Raw genomic sequence first — 21191 nt, forward strand, 5'->3', positions numbered from 1 at the left:
AAATATAAAAAACGTTTTTCCCCGTTTTTCGTTATTAAGAATATGTATCATTATGAAATAACCTGAGTCGCTTGCTATAAAACCATACAGTCCACCCAAAGAACGTATTTGGGCAGCAGTATTTTATCCCGCTATCCTCTTGCACATTATATGCAATATTATACTATTTGAGCTTTCAATTTACTTAATAAATCCCACGGCCTGCACCAGGGCAACCTCCTGTTTATCTGTCAGTTTCAACACATTGTGTACATCCGGTCTTTTGAATGAACCACGGGCTACAGCTCCCAGTCCTGCCGAAGCACAATAAAGATATACATTCTGAATGGAGAAACCTGCATCCATGAGTCCTGCATCCCGGCTATTTTTATCCAGGTTAATAACATAAATCAAAGATAACGAAGCATTTTCAGATATATTCGGTTGTCCCAAAGCAGCTCTGAAATCACCTTTTTCTTTTAAGACCAATTTGTTTGCTTTAGCATCATAAAAATAAATACCACTACTAAACATCACATATACATCTACTTCCTGTTTGTTTTGAGAGGAAGGTACCGTACGCTTATCTTCCCTGTTGAAACCGTATGCCGCCCACAATAAATCAGATAAAGTCTGAGCCGGCAGATCTTTCTTTTCAAAGCTGCGATGCGACTGGCGGTCATTCAGAGCCTCCATCAAAGGTTTTCCTCCGGTTTTTGCAGGGGGAACTAACTGTATATCCTGAGCCGATAAATAGCTAACCAGACATAATAAAGCAATGATTAATGATCCTCTTTTCATAATTAAAAAATACTTTTAAATTTTAACATTAACAAAAATAGATAATAATAACAATTAAAGCTTCCCATTTGAAATCTTTAATGCTATTTTTTAAGTAAAATTCACAACATTATGTACGAATGAATACTCTATTCGAATATATTTTTCATCATATATCTTATCTTTGTGATGAAATTTTTCAATAATGCGAAAACTGATTATACTTCTTTCGGTAATTATCGGGATGGGTGCCCAGACAAAGGCTCAGGATATACCCCGGACCATATTGAGCGATTCGGCCAAAGTCAGCCTGCTCACTAATGCTCCATGGGATGAAGCCGTCTATTCCTTGTTCGGGCATACATCTGTCCGGGTAAGCGATCCGATGCAAAATATTGATTATGCCTTTAACTTTGGCCTGTTCAATATATCCAAATCCAATTTTATACTTCTCTTTATGAAGGGGGAAACCGATTATATGGTTGCTCCCATACCTTATAATTCATATTATCAGGAATATAAAGAAAGAGGTGTAGGTGTGGTTGAACAGATATTTAACCTTAGCCAAAAAGAAAAACAGGATATATATGATGCGCTGTTAACAAACTGTTTGCCGGAGAATAGAGTATATCGTTACAATTATTTTTACGATAATTGTACGACCCGCCCCAGAGATATATTTGAAAAATATATTAACGGTAAAATAAATTATACACCTACCGATAAAAAACAAACATATAGGGATTTAGTTGTAGAATGTACCAAAAGTAAACAATGGTTCCGTTTCGGAATAAATCTGGTCATAGGTGCAGATGCAGATAAAGTGATAACAGACAGGCAAAAATACTTTCTGCCTCAATATCTGATGAATGCCTATGAGGGAGCCACTGTAACAGGCGACAGTATTCCGAGAAATATTTTATTGTCCACAACCACTCTTCTGGAAGCGAAACCTTTTGAAAAAGATTTTCCCGTTACCCCCTTATATGCAGGTATAATACTACTGGTTGCCAGTATTATTGTATCATATCTGACTTATAAAAAACAAAGAACGGTGCCGGGAAAATTATTCGATACTGTATTATTTCTGATTGCAGGAATAGCGGGGTGTATTATCTTTTTCCTCATGTTCTTTTCGGTACACCCTTGTACGAATCCAAACTGGAATATAATATGGCTAAATCCGCTGCAACTCATTGTGGCTCTGCTATTCTTTGTAAAATCACTGTCAAAGTGTATTTATTATTATCATTTTATTAACTTTGTGGCGCTTTTAGCGTTTCTTTTGGCATGGAATTTGATTCCTCAACAGTTAGAAATGACATTCATTCCGTTCATTTTGTCCCTCGGACTAAGATCGTTTATGAATATTTTGCAACAAAAAAAGTTAAAGAAAAAAGCTGATTACAGTTTACCAAGAACAAAATGATAAGAATAATAACCTCATTAGTAGCAGTATTGACTATTACATCTGTTCAGGCTCAGACCACTGTGCGTGAAACACCCAAATTAGTAATAGGCATTACTATAGATCAGTTAAGGGGGGATTATCTCGAACTTTTCCGAAACAATTTTACTGAAAGAGGATTTAAGCGCCTGCTCAATGAAGGCCTTGTCTATCAAAATATAAAATTCGATTTCCCTTATCTCGATGATGCTTCAGCCATAGCCACGATCTACACCGGTACTACGCCGTTTTACCATGGGATCGTAGGCAATAAAAAGTATCTGGCGGCAAAGGAGCAGGAAGTCTTCACGTTCTCAGATCCCGCCTATTTAGGCAACTATACAGATGATAAGGTTTCTCCTCTAGCACTCAAATCCTCGACTATTACCGATGAATTGAAGCTTGCCACCAAGGGAACTTCTGATGTATATTCGTTTGCTCCGCAAATATCTCAGGCTTTGATCACTGCGGGATTGAGGGGCAATGCCGCATACTGGGTCGACGACTACACAGGCAAATGGGCTTCGAGTACATATTACAAAAATTTTTACTGGACAGTAGACCAGGATAACCGGGGCAATGCAGGCTTTTCGGTTCAGGCATGGGATATGCGATGGACTCCGCTTTTGAATATCAGCGATTATAAAGCTTTCCCTTATGTAGAGAACAAAGCCTCTTTTACACATCATACAGGTACTGACAAAGCGACATACTTACTGGCAAAACAAACTCCCGTCGTAAATCAGAATGTGACAAGCACAGCTTTGACAGTACTTTCTAAAGCCGAATTAGGAAAACGTACAAGCCCGGATTTTTTGTCACTCACGTTTTATGCAGGTAATTACCCTAACGTAAGATCAGATTATTCATACGAAATCCAGGATGTATATGTACGGCTCGATCGCGAGATAGAAAAAATTCTGGATGAAGTAGAAAGAACGGTAGGCCTTAAGAATACATTGATCTTTATCTCATCTACAGGATACTACAACTCTAATGACGCCAGCTATCCGGACGGACAAAATATCCCTGAAAACAAATTCTATGTCAATCGTTGCGAAGCATTGCTGAACATGTATCTGATGGCCATTTATGGCAGGGACAACAAGTGGGTGAATAAAATCTACAACGGACAGGTATATCTCAATAGGGAATTAATAAAGCAAAAACAAATATCATTACAGGAAATACAGGATAAAGCTGCCGAATTCGTTTCCGAATTCACAGGGGTACAAGAGGTGTATACCTCTTACCAGATACAGCACGGGCAATGGAATCCTGTAATGGAATATTATAAAAACGGTTATACAAGAGAAACGTCAGGTGACCTTTTCATCGAGTTACAGCCGGGCTATAAAATTGTAAATGAACAGGATGCTTCTTTTAAGGAAAAGCAGATACGAAATAATGCGGTTGTCTGTCCTGTTATATTCTTCGGGAATAACATAAAGGCCGACAGGGTGAAAAGGACTGTCAAGGCTACAGAAATAGCCCCAACGGTGTCCTATATCATGCGCATACGTTCGCCGAATGCGGCAAGGGAAGAAGCTCTGTCAGAATTACTTTAGAAATCTTTAAATCTTGAAACATTAAATTTCGAAATAAATAAACTAAATATATGGGATTCGCTGATATTTTATCATCATTATTCGGAAACAAATCTCAACGCGACTTAAAAGAGATTAATCCGTACGTAGACCGCATCAGAGCAGTATATCCGTCAATAGAAAAACTTTCTCATGACGAATTGCGCGCCAAAACTGCTGAAATAAGGCAACAGGTACAAGATTATGTGGCCACCGAAAAAAATAAGATTGCTGAACTGAAAGCCGGTGTAGAAGCGTTGGAAATAGACCAGCGTGAAGATGTATGGGCAGAAGTGGACAAGCTTGAAAAGGAAGTTACCGACAAATATGAAGAAGTACTGGAGAAAGTACTTCCGGAGGTATTTTCAATTGTAAAAGAAACTGCCCGCCGTTTCACCCAAAATGAAGAAATTGTAGTAACTGCAACCGATTTCGATAGAGAGCTTGCAGAAACACACGATTTTGTCGATATAGATGGAGACAAGGCTGTTTATTACAAACACTGGACTGCCGGAGGTAATGAAATAGTCTGGGATATGATCCATTACGACGTACAGCTCTTTGGAGGGGTTGTACTGCATAAAGGTAAAATTGCCGAAATGGCCACCGGGGAAGGTAAAACACTGGTAGGCACACTGCCTGTATTCCTCAATGCCCTTACCGGAAACGGAGTGCACGTGGTAACGGTGAATGACTACCTCGCAAAACGTGACTCGGAATGGATGGGACCTATATATATGTTCAACGGCTTATCCGTCGACTGTATCGATAAGCATCAACCGAATTCGGAAGGCCGCCGCAAAGCATACCAGGCAGACATCACATTCGGTACGAACAATGAGTTCGGATTCGACTATCTGCGTGACAATATGGCGATCAATCCTTCAGACCTCGTTCAACGTAAACATAATTACGCGATTGTCGACGAGGTGGACTCTGTATTGATCGACGATGCACGTACTCCATTGATTATATCTGGGCCGATACCGAGAGGCGAACAGCAATTGTTCGAAGAATTCCGTCCCCGTGTAGAGATTATCGTAAAAGCGCAAAGGGACCTTTGTACTAAATTACTTGCGGAAGCTAAAGTAAAAATGGCTTCGGAAGACAAAAAAGAACAAGAAGAAGGCAGCCTGCTCCTATATCGCTCATTCAAAGGACTTCCTAAGAATAAGCCGCTTATTAAATTTCTGAGTGAACCGGGAATTAAATCTTCGATGTTGAAAACCGAAGAACATTATATGGCTGAACAGATGCGCAACATGCATATTGTTACTGACGACTTGTACTTCGTTATCGATGAAAAGAATAATAGCATAGAACTTACAGATAAAGGTATCGACCTGCTTACAGGCAATTCCGACGACCCGTTATTCTTTGTATTACCGGATATCGGCGCACTTCTTTCCGACTTGGAAAATCAGTCATTGACCGATGCTCAAAAAGCTGAAAAGAAAGACGAACTGATGCAGAGTTACTCTATCAAATCGGAACGAGTACACACTGTAAACCAATTACTTAAAGCATATGCATTGTTTGAGAAAGACGATGAATACGTTGTTATCGACAACAAAGTAATGATTGTAGACGAGCAGACCGGCCGTATCATGGATGGCCGCCGCTACTCTGACGGGCTCCATCAGGCAATAGAAGCAAAAGAACGTGTGAAAGTGGAAGCTGCCACGCAAACATTTGCGACTATTACCCTCCAGAACTATTTCCGTATGTATCATAAACTTTCGGGGATGACCGGTACGGCAGAAACAGAGGCAGGCGAATTATGGAATATCTACAAGCTGGATGTGGTTGTAATCCCTACCAACAGGCCAATTGCCCGTAAGGATATGAACGACCGTATATACAAAACGAAACGTGAAAAATACACAGCTGTTATACACGAAATAGAAGAACTTGTAAATCAGGGCCGCGCCGTACTCGTAGGTACTACTTCGGTAGAGATATCAGAATTATTGAGCAAGATGCTTACCATGCGTAAGATCAAGCATAACGTACTGAATGCCAAGCTACACCAGCGTGAGGCCGAAGTTGTGGCACTAGCCGGGCAACCGGGAGCAGTTACCATCGCCACCAATATGGCCGGTCGTGGTACCGACATCAAACTTGCACCAAGTGTGAAAGAAGCCGGAGGTTTGGCTATTATAGGTACCGAAAGGCACGAATCACGTCGTGTAGACCGCCAGTTGCGTGGTCGTGCAGGACGTCAGGGAGACCCGGGTTCTTCCGTATTCTATATCTCGCTGGAGGACGATTTGATGCGCCTGTTCGCTTCGGAACGTATTGCCGGGATGATGGACCGTATGGGCTTCAAAGAAGGTGAAATGCTTGAACACAACATGCTTAGCAAGTCTGTGGAACGTGCACAGAAAAAAGTGGAAGAAAATAACTTCGGTATCCGTAAACGCTTATTGGAATATGACGATGTAATGAACTCACAACGCGAGGTTATCTACAAACGTCGTCGCCACGCACTTATGGGTGAACGTATTGGTATCGATATCGTGAATATGTTCTACGACACAGCCGTAAACATAGTAGAACAATATGCCGATAATCTCGATTACGAAGGCTTGAAGATAGATCTGCTGCGTTTGCTTGCTATTGAAGTTCCGTTCGATGAAGCTGGCTTCCGCACAATGAAATCGGATACAATGGTAGATCAGATTTATGACAGGGCAGTCCAGAACTTTAAACATAAAATGGACCGTCTGGCAGAAATCGCAAATCCGGTAATCAAGCAGGTTTATGAAGAACAAGGCGATAAGTTCGAAAACATACTGATCCCTATCACAGACGGAAAACGCGTCTATAATATATCATGTAATCTGAAAGAAGCATATGACAGCCAGTCGAAAGATATTATCAAATCATTCGAGAAAGCCATTGTATTGCACACCATAGACGAAGAATGGAAAGAACATCTCCGCGAAATGGACGAACTTCGCCAGTCTGTACAGAATGCAAGTTATGAGCAGAAAGACCCGTTATTGATCTATAAACTGGAATCGTTCAATCTGTTCAAGTCGATGCTCAACAGTGTTAACGGTAAAGCTGTTACAATACTGATGCGCGGACAAATACCTGTGCGTGAACCTGAACAGGTACGTCAGGCTGCTCCTGAACAAAAGACAGATTACAGCCGTTACCGCACCGAGCGCAATGAAATTGAGGATGGAGGTGCTGCTCAGGGGGGAGGACAAAGACCTCCGCAACCACAGGGAGCGCCGAAAATTGCACCTGTACATGTGGATAAGAAACCGGGAAGAAACGATCCTTGTTTTTGTGGAAGCGGCAAAAAATATAAAAACTGTCACGGAAAAAATGAATAAATAAGTAATGAGTCGTAAGTCGTAAGCTTGCCAGTATATCAAACGATATAATCTTGTGGCTTTGCCATCTTAAAACCTATTAGCTACTACTTAAAACTTACCACTCATCAAACCACATAAAAAGCCCGATGAATTTAGTATTCATCGGGCTTTTTTGCCTTATTATATTTTCTTAATACAAAGAAAATTTGTATCTTAGCATGTTTTTTGAACACTAGAAAATACCTTATTTCCGAGGTACTTCACAAATATTTGAGAATAAAAATTTTATCTTAAAATAATGGCAGAAACAGAGGACAGAATTATTAAGATTAACATCGAGGATGAAATGAAATCGGCCTACATTGACTATTCAATGTCGGTAATTGTATCGAGGGCATTACCCGATGTCAGAGACGGATTTAAACCCGTTCACCGCCGTATCCTTTTCGGTATGAGCGAACTTGGTAACGCATCTAACAAACCACACAAAAAATCCGCCAGAATAGTCGGAGAAGTATTAGGTAAATACCACCCACACGGCGATTCATCAGTTTATTTTGCGATGGTACGTATGGCCCAGGAATGGAGCATGCGATACCTGTTGGTAGACGGACAGGGTAACATGGGTAGTGTTGATGGTGATATGCCTGCTGCCATGCGTTATACAGAAGCAAGACTTAGCCGTTTGGCCGAAGAAATGCTTAAAGATATAGATAAGGAAACCGTTGATTTTCAGTTAAATTTTGACGATACGCTCAAAGAACCGACAGTTCTTCCCACACGTATTCCGAATCTGCTCATAAATGGAGCTTCTGGTATAGCCGTAGGTATGGCTACCAATATGGCTCCTCATAATATGACGGAAGCTATCAACGCCACTATTGCCTATATAGAAAATAAAGACATAGACACTGCCGGATTGATGCAGCATATAAAAGCCCCCGACTTTCCATCAGGAGGCTTTATTTATGGTTATCAGGGTGTTATTGATGCTTTCGAAACAGGTCGCGGACGCGTGGTTATGCGTGGCCGTGCCGAAATAGAAATGGAAGGTAATCATGAGAAGATCGTGATTACAGAAATTCCATATCTTGTAAACAAAGCTGAATTAATCAAACACATAGCAGACCTGGTCGGGGAAAAACGTCTCGAAGGCATCAGCAATGTCAATGATGAATCAGACCGTCAGGGGATGCGTATTGTGGTGGATGTCAAACGTGATGCAAATGCGAATGTTGTTTTAAATAAACTATATAAACTAACGGCATTACAATCTTCATTCAGCGTAAATAATATAGCCCTGGTCAAAGGCCGGCCAAAAACGTTGAACCTAAAAGAAATGATAGGCTTTTTCGTTGAGCACAGGATTGACGTTGTAACGCGCAGGACTATTTATGAACTTCGCAAAGCAGAAGAACGTGCTCATATATTAGAAGGATTAATCATAGCCTCAGATAATATCGATGAAGTCATTGCTATCATCAGGGCCTCAAAGTCGCCGCAAGAGGCTATAGAAAGCTTAATAGAGCGATTTAAGCTATCTGATATACAAGCCCGTGCCATAGTCGAAATGCGTCTGCGTCAGTTGACCGGACTGGAGCAGGATAAACTACGTAACGAATATGAAGAAATTCAGAAATTAATAGCTTATTTGAATGAAATTCTTGTAAATGAAGAACTTCGCATGAAAGTTATTACCGATGAATTGATTGAAGTAAGAGATAAATACGGTGATGCGCGCCGCACAGAAATCGTATACGCTTCAGAAGAACTTAATCCCGAAGATTTCTATTCCAATGATGAAATGATCATTACCATTTCACATCTTGGCTATATAAAACGTACTCCTCTTTCTGAATTCAGAGCGCAAAACAGAGGTGGAGTAGGAGCAAAAGGTTCGGAAACCCGCGATACGGACTTCATAGAACATATTTATCCGGCATCTATGCATAATTATATGCTGTTGTTTACGCAAAAGGGTAAATGTTACTGGCTGCGTGTATTCGATATACCTGAAGGAACCAAGAACTCGAAAGGGCGTGCTATTCAAAACCTGTTGAATATAGATTCCGATGATAAAGTGACAGCATTTGTCCGTGTAAGAGGCTTCAGTGACACAGAATTTATAAACAGTCATTATCTGATCTTCTGTACAAAAGAAGGCGTTATAAAGAAAACAAGCCTGGAAGCTTATTCCCGTCCACGTCAGAACGGAGTGAATGCAATTACTATCCGCGAAGAGGATAAAGTGATTGAAGTACTGATGACTGACGGCGAAAGTGAAATCTTGCTGGCAAACCGCAACGGACGTGCAATCCGCTTCAATGAAAAAGACGTGCGTGTAATGGGACGCACCGCCACAGGAGTACGAGGCATGCGTTTGGACGAAGACGGCCAGGACGAGGTGATCGGTATGTTGGCTATGTCGAAAGAAGCCCAGAGAAATGAAACTATCATGGTGGTTTCAGAGCAAGGCTATGGTAAACGTACAAACCTTAACGAAAAAGATGAAGAAGGAAACGAAATACTCGATGAAAACGGCGAAATAATACCGGTTTACCGCATTACCAGTCGTGGTGGCAAAGGGGTTAAAACTCTTAATATTACAGAAAAAACCGGTAAGCTTGTATCCATAAATAGTGTAACAGACGAAAACGATTTAATGATTATTAACAAGTCTGGTATCACTATTCGTCTAAAAGTTTCAGATATTCGCACTATGGGACGTGCTACTCAGGGAGTAAGGCTCATAAATTTAGGAAAAAGAAACGATGAAATCGCATCAATCTGTAAAGTTGAATCTGAACCGGAACAGGATGAAGCAGAGGATATTGACATTCTGGACAGAACAGATAATACAAACAATACAGAAATAACCGAAGAATAATTAATTTAAAATAAATGATTTTATGAAACGTATATTATTAGTAACATCATTATGCTTGCTTGCCAGCTTTTCATTCGCTCAGAAAAAAGCTGTGAAAGATGCAAAATCTGCCATGAAGAATAATGTGTCTGAGGCTAGGGAACTTATTAAGCCTGCTCTGACAGACCCGGAAACGAGTAATGATCCGGAAACATGGAAAATAGCCGGAGATATTGAATATAAGGCATTCGACGATGAGCGTACTCTGGAAATGCAGAAAGAAATAACCGGAAAAGGTGGTAACGAAGAATCTATGTATATCGGCTTGTATAATATGTACGATCCATATATCAAAGCTGACGAATTGGGCCAGGTAAAAAATAAATTCAGAAAAGATATCGTTAAAAATATGAGAGACGGCCACAGGTTCTATATCAATGGCGGTGTTTTCTACAACGATAAAAAAGACTTTAAAAAAGCGGCTGACTTCTTTGAAAGATACTGGGAGTTGCCTACATTAGCGATGTTTGCTGATTCACAAGCTGATTTTAACCTGCAGGATACGACATATCAAACAATCAAATATTACGCAGTAATCAGTTCAATCCAGTCTCAAGATCATCCACGCTCGATAAAACTATTGAAAAAACTGATAGCAGAGCCATATGTTCAAAACAGCACATACAAAGAAAGTGATGTATATGAACTGCTTACAAGCGAATATCAGCAAATAGAAGACAGTGTGGCATATGTAAACGCTTTATTGGAGGGTGCTCAGAAATTCCCTAAAAATAAATATTTTACACCAAATCTGATCAATGAATACATCAGAGGAGGCAAGACTAAAGAAGCCATTGCATATCTAGATCAGGCAATTATAAATGACCCGTCAAATACATGTGACCTGATGAGCGTTAAAGCGTCTTTGTATTCAGAACAGAAAGATTATGCCCAGGCGGAACCTGCCTATCAGACCGCTTTAAATGCCGATGCAAATTGTGAAAGAGCTTTAGAAGGATTAGGCGTACTTTATGTACTGCAAGCACAGGATATGAAAGAAAAAGCCGGACAAACCACTAACAGGAAAGAACAAGCTGAGATGGACAAACAAACAACAGAGTTATATACAAAAGCTCTGCCGTATCTGGAAAAATACCGCGACATCCTGAAGAACAAAAATGCTGACAGTTCAGACCTGAGACCGGCATTAATGAAACTACAGAACGTTTATTATAACTTAAGTCTTTTGAATGTAGATAAATCAAAAGAATTAGACGCAATAGACAAAGAACTCAGTGAATTGAACTAAGTTTTCTAAATAATATATAAGAAAGCATCTATGGAGTTTCTATAGATGCTTTTCTTTTTATTATCTTCTCGTTTTTTGCTATATTTACAAGCTGAATTTAAAGATTAAATTAATCAAGGAATAAATCCGGATCAAAGTTATATAATTACTATTATGTTTAATTACATATTTTGATAGTTCCCTTTATAACTTCCTATCCAGACTTATTTATAGCAATAAGCACGTACATGGAACATTTCGAAAATGATGAACAATTTCAGGGATTGCGCGTAAATAAAGGTACAGGAGAACAGCCTACAGTCAATCCTTACTTAGATAACTTCAAAAAATTCAAACGTAAGACATATACTGTATCAGAATACGTTGAAGGGATACTCAAAGGAAATATAAGTATTCTGGGACAAGCTGTAACACTTATAGAAAGCGCAAAAACAGATCATCAATCTATAGCGCAGGAAGTTATCGAAAAATGTCTTCCATATACCGGTAATTCTGTACGTGTGGGTATTACAGGTGTACCTGGAGCGGGAAAAAGTACATCTATAGACGCTTTTGGAATGCACATTCTTAAAGAAAATGAAGCATCAAAGGTTGCAGTATTGGCTATAGACCCGTCCAGCGAACTCACCAAAGGCAGTATCCTGGGAGACAAAACACGTATGGAACGGCTGTCCATAGAAAAGCGAGCCTTCATTCGCCCCTCCCCTTCCGCAGGCTCACTTGGCGGTGTTGCCCGCAAAACACGGGAAACGATTATTCTATGCGAAGCTGCCGGGTTTGATCGTATTATAGTAGAAACTGTAGGTGTTGGACAATCTGAAACGGCTGTACATTCGATGGTCGATTTCTTTTTATTGATACAATTAGCCGGAACCGGCGACGAATTGCAAGGGATCAAACGCGGAATAATGGAAATGGCTGACGGAATAGTTATCAATAAGGCAGATGGAAATAATATTGAAAAAGCCCGTTTGGCACAATCCCACTTTCAGAATGCATTACACCTGTTTCCCCTACCCGATTCGGGCTGGGAACCTAAAGTGTTGACATACTCCGGCTATTATGAAATAGGGATTGATGAAGTATGGAATATGATAGACGATTATATCAATTTTGTTAAGAAAAGCGGCTACTTTGAACACAGACGCAATTCCCAATCCAGATTCTGGATGTATGAAACTATTAATGAACGACTGAAAAGTAATTTTTATAACGATCCGGAAGTGCAAAAGGAATTGAAATTTTGCGAAAACCAAGTGTTAAATTCACATATGAGTTCGTTCGTTGCAGCTAATAAAGTGTTGGACATATACTTAAAACGCTCATAGATAACCTCTTTTTAACTAAAGAGAAGCTTTATTATTCACTTTTAAAGTCCTTATTTTACCACAGAATTGATTATATTTGTACGCATTATCACAAAAATAATTTCATTGTTGAATTAACATAATATAAATCATGGAAAAACCATATGCTATTGGAATCGATATCGGTGGAACTAACTCTGTTTTCGGTATAGTCGACAAGCGCGGCCATATCATAAATCAGGGTTCTATAAAAACAGGTGCTTACAAAGAAATAAACGAATACGTAGACCATTTATCTGCCGGCGTTCAGGAGATAATAGATCAGGTCGGAGGTTCGGGAAATATCAAAGGTATTGGAGTTGGAGCACCGAATGGTAATTTTTTCACCGGTTGTATCGAATTTGCACCAAACCTCCCTTGGAAAGGTGTAATTCCATTGGCCCAAATGCTTACTGATAAATTAAATATACCTGTAGCCCTTACAAATGACGCAAATGCCGCCGCGATCGGCGAAATGACCTATGGCGCTGCACGCGGAATGAAAGACTTCATTGTAATTACATTAGGAACAGGTGTCGGTAGTGGTATTGTGGTAAATGGCCAGTTAGTATATGGACATGACGGATTTGCCGGAGAGTTAGGTCATACAACAGCTATTCGTGACGGGCGTATATGCGGCTGTGGAAAAAAAGGATGTCTCGAAACATATAGTTCGGCAACAGGTGTTGCCCGTACAGCTAAAGAATACCTGCAGACAAGAAAGGACCCCAGCGTATTGCGCGAATTAGCTATCGATGAGATCACATCGAAGGACGTATATGACGCAGCTGTAAAAGGAGATAAAATGGCTAAAGAAATATTTGAATATACAGGACAGATTTTAGGCGAATCGTTCGCAGACTTTGTAGCGTTCTCCAGTCCGGAAGCTATTATCTTATTTGGAGGTTTAATAAAGGCTGGCAAACTTATTTTCGATCCGGTTCGCAAACATATGGAAGAAAACATGTTACCTATATACCGCAATAAAATTAAGCTATTAATGTCGGAACTTAAGGAAAGCGATGCCGCCGTACTTGGAGCCAGTGCATTAGGTTGGGAAGTAAAAGACTATTAAAATCAAGCAAACAGTAAATGTATGTATAATTAACAGCCTGTAGAATAAAGAGATTTGCAGGCTGTTTCCTTTTCGCAGCCGAAGTTTCAAAATCAGCCTGATTTTATTAACTTTGTCCGAGAATAAATAGGTCTGAGACCTCAAATAAAAACTTATTAATAACAAACATGAGCGACCAACGATATAACCAGCGAGGAGTTTCAGCTTCGAAAGAAGATGTACACAATGCTATAAAGGACATTGACAAAGGAATATTTCCAAAAGCATTTTGCAAAATAATTCCCGATATACTGGGCGGTGATCCCGAATATTGCAATATAATGCACGCTGATGGAGCTGGTACTAAATCATCCCTTGCATACATTTACTGGAAAGAAACCGGAGATATATCTATCTGGAAAGGCATTGCCCAGGATGCATTGATAATGAACATCGATGACCTGCTATGTGTTGGCGCAACAGATAACATACTACTATCATCCACTATCGGCAGAAACAAAATGCTGATTCCCGGCGAAGTTATAGCAGCCATTATAAGCGGGACAAACAACTTATGTGAGGAACTATCAAGCCTCGGTGTCAACATATATCCTACAGGCGGTGAAACAGCCGATGTAGGCGATCTGGTACGTACGATCATTGTGGACAGTACTGTTACTTGCCGCATGAAACGATCTGATGTAATCTCCAACGACAAAATACAGGGAGGTGATGTCATAGTTGGGCTTTCATCGTACGGCCGCGCGACATATGAGAAAGAATATAACGGCGGAATGGGTAGCAATGGGCTTACATCAGCACGCCACGATGTATTTGCCAAATATCTTGCGGCCAAGTATCCTGAAAGTTATGACTCTTCTATCCCATTAGATTTGGTATATTCCGGAAGCATGAAGTTAACTGATGGAATAGAGGGTTTGGATATAGACGCCGGAAAATTGGTACTCTCCCCTACCCGCACCTATGCGCCCGTTATCAAACAGATATTGGAAAAACTAAGATCTCATGTGCATGGTATGGTACATTGCTCTGGTGGCGCTCAAACCAAAGTTTTACATTTTGTTGATAATGTGAAAATTACAAAGAACAATCTATTCCCTGTTCCCCCATTATTCAAACTTATTCAGGAACAATCCAGTACAGACTGGAAAGAGATGTACAAGGTATTTAATATGGGACATCGCATGGAGATATATTTATCACCGGAATATGCTCAGGAAGTAATTGATATTTCCAAATCATACGGAATCGATGCACAAATAGTGGGTTTTGTTGAAAAATCAGATAAAACAGAACTGGTTATAGAAAGTGAATTCGGTCGCTTCGAATACTAATTTAGAATGATTATCTATAAGACGTTTCATATTTAACTTCTATTAATAATATTTTAACCGAATAGCACTTATATTTGCAGTATTACCAAACTCAGTGTGTAACTAACAATTAAAAAAGAAAGAGATGAAAAAACTTCTAATGTCAGTTATTATGTGTATCGCTTTTGTTGCATCATCAAGTGTAATGGCTCAGGATACTACTCCTAAGAAAGAGTGCTGCAAAGCTAAAACAGAATGCACAAAAGATAAAAAAGAATGTGCGAAAGACAAGAAAGAATGCACCAAGGACAAGGCTGCTGATAAAAAAGCTTGTTGCACTAAAGATAAAAAAGCTGACAAAAAGTAATTTTAAAGAACTGATAAAAAAGGGATTCCGGTTGGAGTCCCTTTTTCTGCTCATATCTTACAGCTTTCTGAAGGGTGGCTTCACCACTTCTGCTTTCAGGTTCTTATCACGCACTTTAATGAAAACCGGTGTACCCAATGCTGCATACTCTGGTTTAATATAGCCAAGCCCCACACCTATTTTTGTGGTAGGTGACATTGTTCCGGATGTTACTATCCCGATTTTTTCATTCTTTTCATTCACTATATCGTAGCCATGACGCGGGATTCCCTTTTCCAGCATATGAAATCCGCATAACTTACGACTTATGCCATCTGCCTTTTGCTTTTCCAATATAGCGCGGGCAGTAAAGTTCCGCCCGTCCGTAAATTTAGTTATCCAACCCAATCCGGCCTCGATAGGCGTAGTGGTATCATCCAAATCGTTTCCGTACAGGCAGAATCCCATTTCGAGACGTAATGTATCACGTGCACCCAGCCCGATCGGTTTGATTCCGAATTCTTCTCCTGCCTCAAATAAAGCATTCCATATATCTACCCCATATTGCGGATAAAAGTAGATTTCGAAGCCTCCCGCACCTGTATATCCGGTATTGGATATAATCACATTCTCCAGGCCAGAACCGTCCAGACTGCCTATAGCAAACGAGTAATAAGGAATCTTGGTCAGATCTATTTTAGTCAGTTTTTGCAGTGTTGCCAGGGCTTTAGGACCTTGTATCGCCAATTGAGCAACTTCTTCCGAAGCATTTTCCAAATCAGCAAATTCATCGTTATGCTCCGTGAACCATTTCCAGTCCTTCTCTATATTCGATGCATTAACAACAAGCATATACTTTTCCGGCTCGTAATGATATACGATTATGTCATCCACAATACCTCCCTGCTCATTTATAATGGCTGAATACTGCGCTTTTCCTATTTCGAGGGAGGCGACATCATTACTCATCATTCGTCGCAGGAAAGCTTCCGCACGGGGGCCTTTAACCCATATTTCACCCATATGTGAAACATCAAATACTCCTACTCCGGTGCATACGGTCATATGCTCATCTATTATACCCGAATATTCGATGGGCATATTGTAGCCTGCAAATTCATGCATTTTTGCCCCGAGTGCAACGTGAATATCCGTAAAAGGTGTTTTCTTCATATTTGTTTATGTATTTTAAGTATCAACATTGATTTTATTTATTTGCTACTATCTCGGCTAGTTTTACTATTACTTCCACAGCCTTTTCCATCGATTGTACAGGCACGAACTCATAACGTCCATGAAAATTATGCCCTCCGGCAAAGATATTCGGACAAGGAAGCCCTTTAAATGATAACTGTGCACCGTCTGTCCCTCCTCGTATCGGTTTAACGATCGGAGTAACCCCTGCTGCTTCCATTGCCTCAAAAGCCATATCTACAATATGCTTCACAGGCTCTACCTTTTCACGCATATTATAGTATTGGTCTTTGATTTCAAGAGTCGTACTATTAGGATACAATCTATTTATGAAGTCTACAACCTCGATCATCAATTGTTTCCGCCCTTCAAACAGCTTACGGTCATGGTCGCGTATTATATAGCCCACTGTAGCCGAATCTACTGTTCCCGACACATTTGTCAGATGAAAAAAACCTTCGTATTTGGTGGTATGCTCGGGCCTTTCATTCGCCGGAAGAAGGGATATAAGTCTACTGGCAACTACCAGCGCATTTGTCATCTTATCTTTTGCATATCCCGGATGTACACTCCTTCCCTGTATATTAATCTTTACGCCGGCAGCATTGAAGTTTTCATACTCCAGTTCTCCTATCGGGCCGCCATCCATTGTGTAAGCCCACTCACAGCCAAATTTTTCCACATCAAATTTATGCGCACCCAGTCCGATCTCTTCATCAGGATTGAATCCTATACGGATTTTTCCATGTTTGATTTCAGGATGATCTTGCAGATATCTGATCGCTGTTATAATTTCCGCGATTCCGGCTTTATCATCTGCACCCAGCAATGTATCCCCATCCGTCACTATCAGATCCTGTCCTTTATAATCGAGCATTTCGGGAAAGTCGGCAGGAGAAAGCACTACATTTGTATCCTTGTTCAGTATTATATCCTTTCCATCGTAGTTTTTTACAATACGGGGATTAACGTTCTTTCCTGACAGATCGGGGCTGGTATCCAGATGGGCTATAAAACCAATAGTGGGGACTTTCTTATCTGTATTAGCGGGAAGAGTAGCCATCAGATAGGCATTCTCGTCCAGTGTAACGTCATCCAACCCCATTTCACGAAGTTCTTTTTCTATTTCGCGGGCCAGAACCATTTGTCCCGGTGTACTGGGGGTTATACCTGTTTCTGTATTCGATTCCGTATCAAATTTTGCGTATTTGATAAAACGATCTGTTACTGTCATGTTATTTTGTTTTTTTCTTAATATTTTTTTATGTAAAATGTCAATTTATAAGTCACTGATATCTAACTTCTTTTTCTGGAAAAGACTTCCAATACAAATGTAGTAAAAGGAAATCAAAGGAAAAAATCGAATTCATATTTTGTGAATATGAAAAATTTATCTACTTTTGTCGCGGGTAAGTCCTATACGGTCAGCTCCCGATTAATCCCCCAGGGTTTGATCGCAGCAAGGGCCGTCGGTTGTAGCGACGCGATATAGTCAGCTTACCCACTTGCCTCTTTAGCTCAGTTGGCCAGAGCACGTGATTTGTAATCTCGGGGTCGTTGGTTCGAATCCGACAAGAGGCTCAAAAAAAGCGGACCGTTTGAAGTATTCAGACGGTCTTTTTTGGCTTTATATTGCGGTCTGCCGTTGACAACGCATAACACATACTCTTTGCTGTCAAAAAGGTAACAAAAGTAACACCATTTGCATACTTTTTTCATTGTTACTTTTTCGCCTATGAACTGATGATATTCAGTTGCTCCCAGATATTCAAACCGATCAAAAAAGTAACACCCTGTCCTTACTTCCTCTGTCATCACATTAACAATAACCGGCTCAAAAACCTTATTAAATTAACCTATATTTACACTATATAGTTAAAAGGTAACAAAAGTAACAGAATACAATTAAGAATGAAGTAACCCGTAACTGCCCGAAGGGCTCAGAAATAGCATTCGCCGAAGCGAAGGCGAGGCAAACTTGTAACTGTTAAAAGGTAACAGATATATCAGTAAACAGTCATCAGTTAACAACTTGTATCTCGTATCTTGTTTACTTGTAACTTATAACTGCCCCAAGACGAAGAAATAACATTCGCCGAAGCGAAGGCGAGGCAAACTCGTAACTGCTTTAATCAATACTTCAAAGAACTATCAGCTAACGGCTAAAAGCTATCATATACATATAGATAAAGTATTTCCCAAAAATCAAACAATTATGTTCAAAAATAACAGTAAAAGAGATTCCTATAAATCAGCTCATTACACCATACCTTTGGGATTCATCAAATGAACGATGAACGCAGTCTTCTAAAGATAATCCGTAAAAATAGTTACCAAGCAGATAAATACTATCCGATTGCCTCATTTTAACCACTTGTTCAGCCATATTCAGATGTGACATACGCAACGAAGGCAGTATATGCCTGATCATTTTACATTCCAATATATCATTGCGGGAAATATTCAGCACTTTGCATATAATATCGGACTTTTCATCTTCGTCTTTTTCTCCCTTTTCAAAATGAAAAGTAAAACTCCTTAACGTTTCATCTTCTATCAGATCACGGGATACGGCCGAATGGAAGTCGTCGGAAACAGGTATTATTCCGGCTATACTTTGCATTACCAGTTTATCCTTCGGTACAATAACATTCAACGATTCAGTCTGGAACAGTGGTATTGATGCCAGCAATGACGACAAGGACGGCTCTATATCCTTAATCAGCCGTGAAGCCGCCTGGGGATCTGTGGCTATAGCTATATGGGGCGCATCAAATATTTTACCTTCCATCGTGATAACTCTATATGCATTGCCGCTACGCTGTATATCCAACACTTCACATGATTTTTCTATTTGCAGCTTATCCTTCTCTATTATGGAATGCAGAAATGACGACAAGCCTTCATGAAAGCTATATTTCCGGGGAAACTCTTTATATCTGTCTTTCCTGTGTTTCAAAAATAATTCAACAGGATAATCGTCTGCATTCTGTGATATAACAGCTCTGAAAAGCCTGGTAAACAATTTATTATAGTTAGACGAACCTACAATTTTACTGAAATACTCCTTCACAGTCTTCCCTTTCTTTGATGTAAAGAACATTCTGGGTCCGTTCAGTATAAGAGAAGGCATCGACAGTTCTGCAAACATTTTTTTTATCAGTCCATCAGAATATGTCACATAGCTTCCTTTTCCCAATGGTCTTATCAGATCGACGCACCCGATATCTTTTACAATCGACAATAAACGGGTATAGGAATTATAACAGGTATGCGCGCCAAACTCTCTCCAATAAGCGGGATATTGCTCCGAAAACAAGCTTTGCACCTGCCCTCCCGCATTCTTATCCTTCTCTATAATTAATGTCTTTTTGCCCGCTATATGCATGTAATGAGCAAAAGATATTCCACTTATTCCTCCTCCTATTACAATACAGTCATACGTTATGTCACTCATAATATCTTTTATTTGTTTAGACCGGAGGCAAAGATAAATATATAATATCGTATTGGCAGCTCTTCGGCACTCTGATTTTCAACGGAACCCCGTATCACTATCATTCAAATCATCACCTGCTCAATCAAATAAATTACACTCAGTAATTATTGGATACAATATAATAAAACTATTATCTTTGTACTCCAAACCAACATTATTACATTTTGGCAACTATTCTTTTATATATACTGGCATAATATTAGCTTCAAATACCACAAGCTAGTAATTCCTCTTGTTTGAGTTTTGTACTCGAACGGGTATATCTTATTTATTTATTAATCTCACTACCCTTTCCGGCTTAAATACTCTCTGTATATAGGCCTTAACATAATTATATGTGATCAAGGGTAGTATATACATCCTGAGAGGAACAGCCAAAATGAAAAAGACAAAACGATATACATGGGAAATATGTATCCAAAATATGCCGTTATTAAAAAGAAAATGTGCAAAATGCAACAGTAGCAGCCAATTTTATTGCAGTGATAAATTCAGAATCAATGCCCAAAAAAAGATTCTGGACGTGTGGTTGATCTACAGATGTACAGAATGCGACAGTACGTTCAATCTTACTATTCTATCACGGATAAGACCTGAATCGATTGAAAAAAATTTATATCAAAAGTTCTTGACCAACGATGCAAACACTGCATGGAACTATGCATCCGATATAGAATTGATGAAAAGAAACAATGTGGAAGTTTGCTATAAATCAATAGAATACGACATTATTCATCAACCGATAACTGTTGAAGAAATGGTGAATATGGAAGAAGATAAGATTGAATTTTGTATAATAACAGCATATGATATTCATCTGAAATTATCATCTGTAATACGTCAATGTCTCAATATTTCCCTGAATCGGTTGGAGAAAATGATAGCAGCAAATGTTATGGAACTGCCGGATAATACAGATCTAAAAAAATGTAAGATCAAAAATCAATCGTTAATCACAATTGATAGGTTAAAACTTAAAGATTATATTAAACAATTTGCAGAGAATGATATCTGCTCGTAAATACACTAGTCTGTGGTAGCTGGCAAGATTAGGCCAGCTGCCTCTTTCATAGTCTTCCATATATGCATAGGAAAACCCGTATCCCAAACAAAAAAAAAGTC

14 protein-coding genes and 1 tRNA gene are annotated in these 21191 nt (G+C 39.6%); 11 read left to right on the forward strand and 4 right to left on the reverse strand.

Annotated features, from left to right (window positions below; translation table 11 throughout):
- Positions 1-180 precede the first annotated feature (180 nt).
- Entirely contained in the window at positions 181-780 is a 600-nt protein-coding gene (locus tag ACFO6W_RS14900; RefSeq protein ID WP_379997785.1) for a SagB/ThcOx family dehydrogenase, read from the reverse strand.
- A gap of 184 nt (positions 781-964) precedes the next feature.
- On the opposite strand from ACFO6W_RS14900, the gene ACFO6W_RS14905 reads away from it, so the two are divergent.
- The 9 genes from ACFO6W_RS14905 (at position 965) to ACFO6W_RS14945 (ending at position 15397) form a co-directional block, all read left to right on the forward strand.
- Complete coding sequence (locus ACFO6W_RS14905) at positions 965-2188, forward strand: lipoprotein N-acyltransferase Lnb domain-containing protein (protein WP_379997787.1); 1224 nt, start codon at positions 965-967, stop codon at positions 2186-2188.
- Positions 2185-3774 carry an alkaline phosphatase family protein gene (locus tag ACFO6W_RS14910; RefSeq protein ID WP_379997789.1) on the forward strand — a complete coding sequence of 530 codons (1590 nt, stop codon included), beginning with the start codon at positions 2185-2187 and terminating at the stop codon, positions 3772-3774. Before ACFO6W_RS14905 ends, ACFO6W_RS14910 begins: the two co-directional genes overlap by 4 nt.
- A gap of 50 nt (positions 3775-3824) precedes the next feature.
- Positions 3825-7139, forward strand: a complete 3315-nt coding sequence (secA, locus tag ACFO6W_RS14915; protein ID WP_379997791.1) for a preprotein translocase subunit SecA — start codon at positions 3825-3827, stop codon at positions 7137-7139.
- A gap of 280 nt (positions 7140-7419) precedes the next feature.
- Positions 7420-10008 (forward strand): DNA gyrase subunit A, encoded by a 2589-nt coding sequence (gene gyrA / locus ACFO6W_RS14920; protein ID WP_379997793.1) that lies wholly within the window; start codon positions 7420-7422, stop codon positions 10006-10008.
- 22 nt (positions 10009-10030) lie between these two features.
- Positions 10031-11296 carry a tetratricopeptide repeat protein gene (locus ACFO6W_RS14925; protein WP_379997795.1) on the forward strand — a complete coding sequence of 422 codons (1266 nt, stop codon included), beginning with the start codon at positions 10031-10033 and terminating at the stop codon, positions 11294-11296.
- Positions 11297-11523: 227 nt separating this feature from the next.
- Entirely contained in the window at positions 11524-12624 is a 1101-nt protein-coding gene (gene meaB, locus ACFO6W_RS14930; protein WP_379997797.1) for a methylmalonyl Co-A mutase-associated GTPase MeaB, read from the forward strand.
- A gap of 130 nt (positions 12625-12754) precedes the next feature.
- On the forward strand, positions 12755-13717 hold the full coding sequence (locus tag ACFO6W_RS14935) for an ROK family protein (protein ID WP_379997799.1): 963 nt from the start codon (positions 12755-12757) through the stop codon (positions 13715-13717).
- A 167-nt stretch (positions 13718-13884) separates the two neighbouring features.
- Positions 13885-15051, forward strand: coding sequence for an AIR synthase related protein (locus tag ACFO6W_RS14940; protein ID WP_379997801.1), 1167 nt, complete (start codon positions 13885-13887; stop codon positions 15049-15051).
- Between the two features lie 124 nt (positions 15052-15175).
- Positions 15176-15397: a hypothetical protein gene (locus ACFO6W_RS14945; RefSeq protein ID WP_379997803.1), complete on the forward strand. Its 222-nt coding sequence runs from the start codon at positions 15176-15178 to the stop codon at positions 15395-15397.
- A gap of 57 nt (positions 15398-15454) precedes the next feature.
- On the opposite strand, the gene gcvT is transcribed toward ACFO6W_RS14945, so the two are convergent.
- A complete protein-coding gene (gene gcvT / locus ACFO6W_RS14950) occupies positions 15455-16549 on the reverse strand; it encodes a glycine cleavage system aminomethyltransferase GcvT (protein WP_379997805.1) in 1095 nt (364 codons plus the stop codon).
- Between the two features lie 34 nt (positions 16550-16583).
- Positions 16584-17804: a peptidase T gene (gene pepT, locus ACFO6W_RS14955; protein ID WP_379997807.1), complete on the reverse strand. Its 1221-nt coding sequence runs from the start codon at positions 17802-17804 to the stop codon at positions 16584-16586.
- 273 nt (positions 17805-18077) lie between these two features.
- On the opposite strand from pepT, the gene ACFO6W_RS14960 reads away from it, so the two are divergent.
- Positions 18078-18151: transfer RNA gene (locus ACFO6W_RS14960), tRNA-Thr, on the forward strand.
- Positions 18152-18821: 670 nt separating this feature from the next.
- Here the strand turns inward: ACFO6W_RS14960 and ACFO6W_RS14965 are convergent.
- A complete protein-coding gene (locus ACFO6W_RS14965; RefSeq protein WP_379997809.1) occupies positions 18822-20027 on the reverse strand; it encodes an FAD-dependent oxidoreductase in 1206 nt (401 codons plus the stop codon).
- A 421-nt stretch (positions 20028-20448) separates the two neighbouring features.
- Here ACFO6W_RS14965 and ACFO6W_RS14970 point away from each other — a divergent pair, with 421 nt between their 5' ends.
- A complete protein-coding gene (locus tag ACFO6W_RS14970; RefSeq protein ID WP_379997811.1) occupies positions 20449-21090 on the forward strand; it encodes a DUF1062 domain-containing protein in 642 nt (213 codons plus the stop codon).
- The last annotated feature ends 101 nt before the right edge of the window (positions 21091-21191 follow it).

Origin of the sequence: Dysgonomonas termitidis (assembly GCF_042654545.1) — a bacterium.
GTDB lineage: Bacteria > Bacteroidota > Bacteroidia > Bacteroidales > Dysgonomonadaceae > Dysgonomonas > Dysgonomonas termitidis.

Coding starts and splice junctions, on each gene's coding strand:
- ACFO6W_RS14900 (WP_379997785.1), bottom strand. CDS start 780: ATGAAAAGAGGATCATTAATCATTGCTTTATTATGTCTGGTTAGCTAT.
- ACFO6W_RS14905 (WP_379997787.1), top strand. CDS start 965: ATGCGAAAACTGATTATACTTCTTTCGGTAATTATCGGGATGGGTGCC.
- ACFO6W_RS14910 (WP_379997789.1), top strand. CDS start 2,185: ATGATAAGAATAATAACCTCATTAGTAGCAGTATTGACTATTACATCT.
- secA (WP_379997791.1), top strand. CDS start 3,825: ATGGGATTCGCTGATATTTTATCATCATTATTCGGAAACAAATCTCAA.
- gyrA (WP_379997793.1), top strand. CDS start 7,420: ATGGCAGAAACAGAGGACAGAATTATTAAGATTAACATCGAGGATGAA.
- ACFO6W_RS14925 (WP_379997795.1), top strand. CDS start 10,031: ATGAAACGTATATTATTAGTAACATCATTATGCTTGCTTGCCAGCTTT.
- meaB (WP_379997797.1), top strand. CDS start 11,524: ATGGAACATTTCGAAAATGATGAACAATTTCAGGGATTGCGCGTAAAT.
- ACFO6W_RS14935 (WP_379997799.1), top strand. CDS start 12,755: ATGGAAAAACCATATGCTATTGGAATCGATATCGGTGGAACTAACTCT.
- ACFO6W_RS14940 (WP_379997801.1), top strand. CDS start 13,885: ATGAGCGACCAACGATATAACCAGCGAGGAGTTTCAGCTTCGAAAGAA.
- ACFO6W_RS14945 (WP_379997803.1), top strand. CDS start 15,176: ATGAAAAAACTTCTAATGTCAGTTATTATGTGTATCGCTTTTGTTGCA.
- gcvT (WP_379997805.1), bottom strand. CDS start 16,549: ATGAAGAAAACACCTTTTACGGATATTCACGTTGCACTCGGGGCAAAA.
- pepT (WP_379997807.1), bottom strand. CDS start 17,804: ATGACAGTAACAGATCGTTTTATCAAATACGCAAAATTTGATACGGAA.
- ACFO6W_RS14965 (WP_379997809.1), bottom strand. CDS start 20,027: ATGAGTGACATAACGTATGACTGTATTGTAATAGGAGGAGGAATAAGT.
- ACFO6W_RS14970 (WP_379997811.1), top strand. CDS start 20,449: ATGAAAAAGACAAAACGATATACATGGGAAATATGTATCCAAAATATG.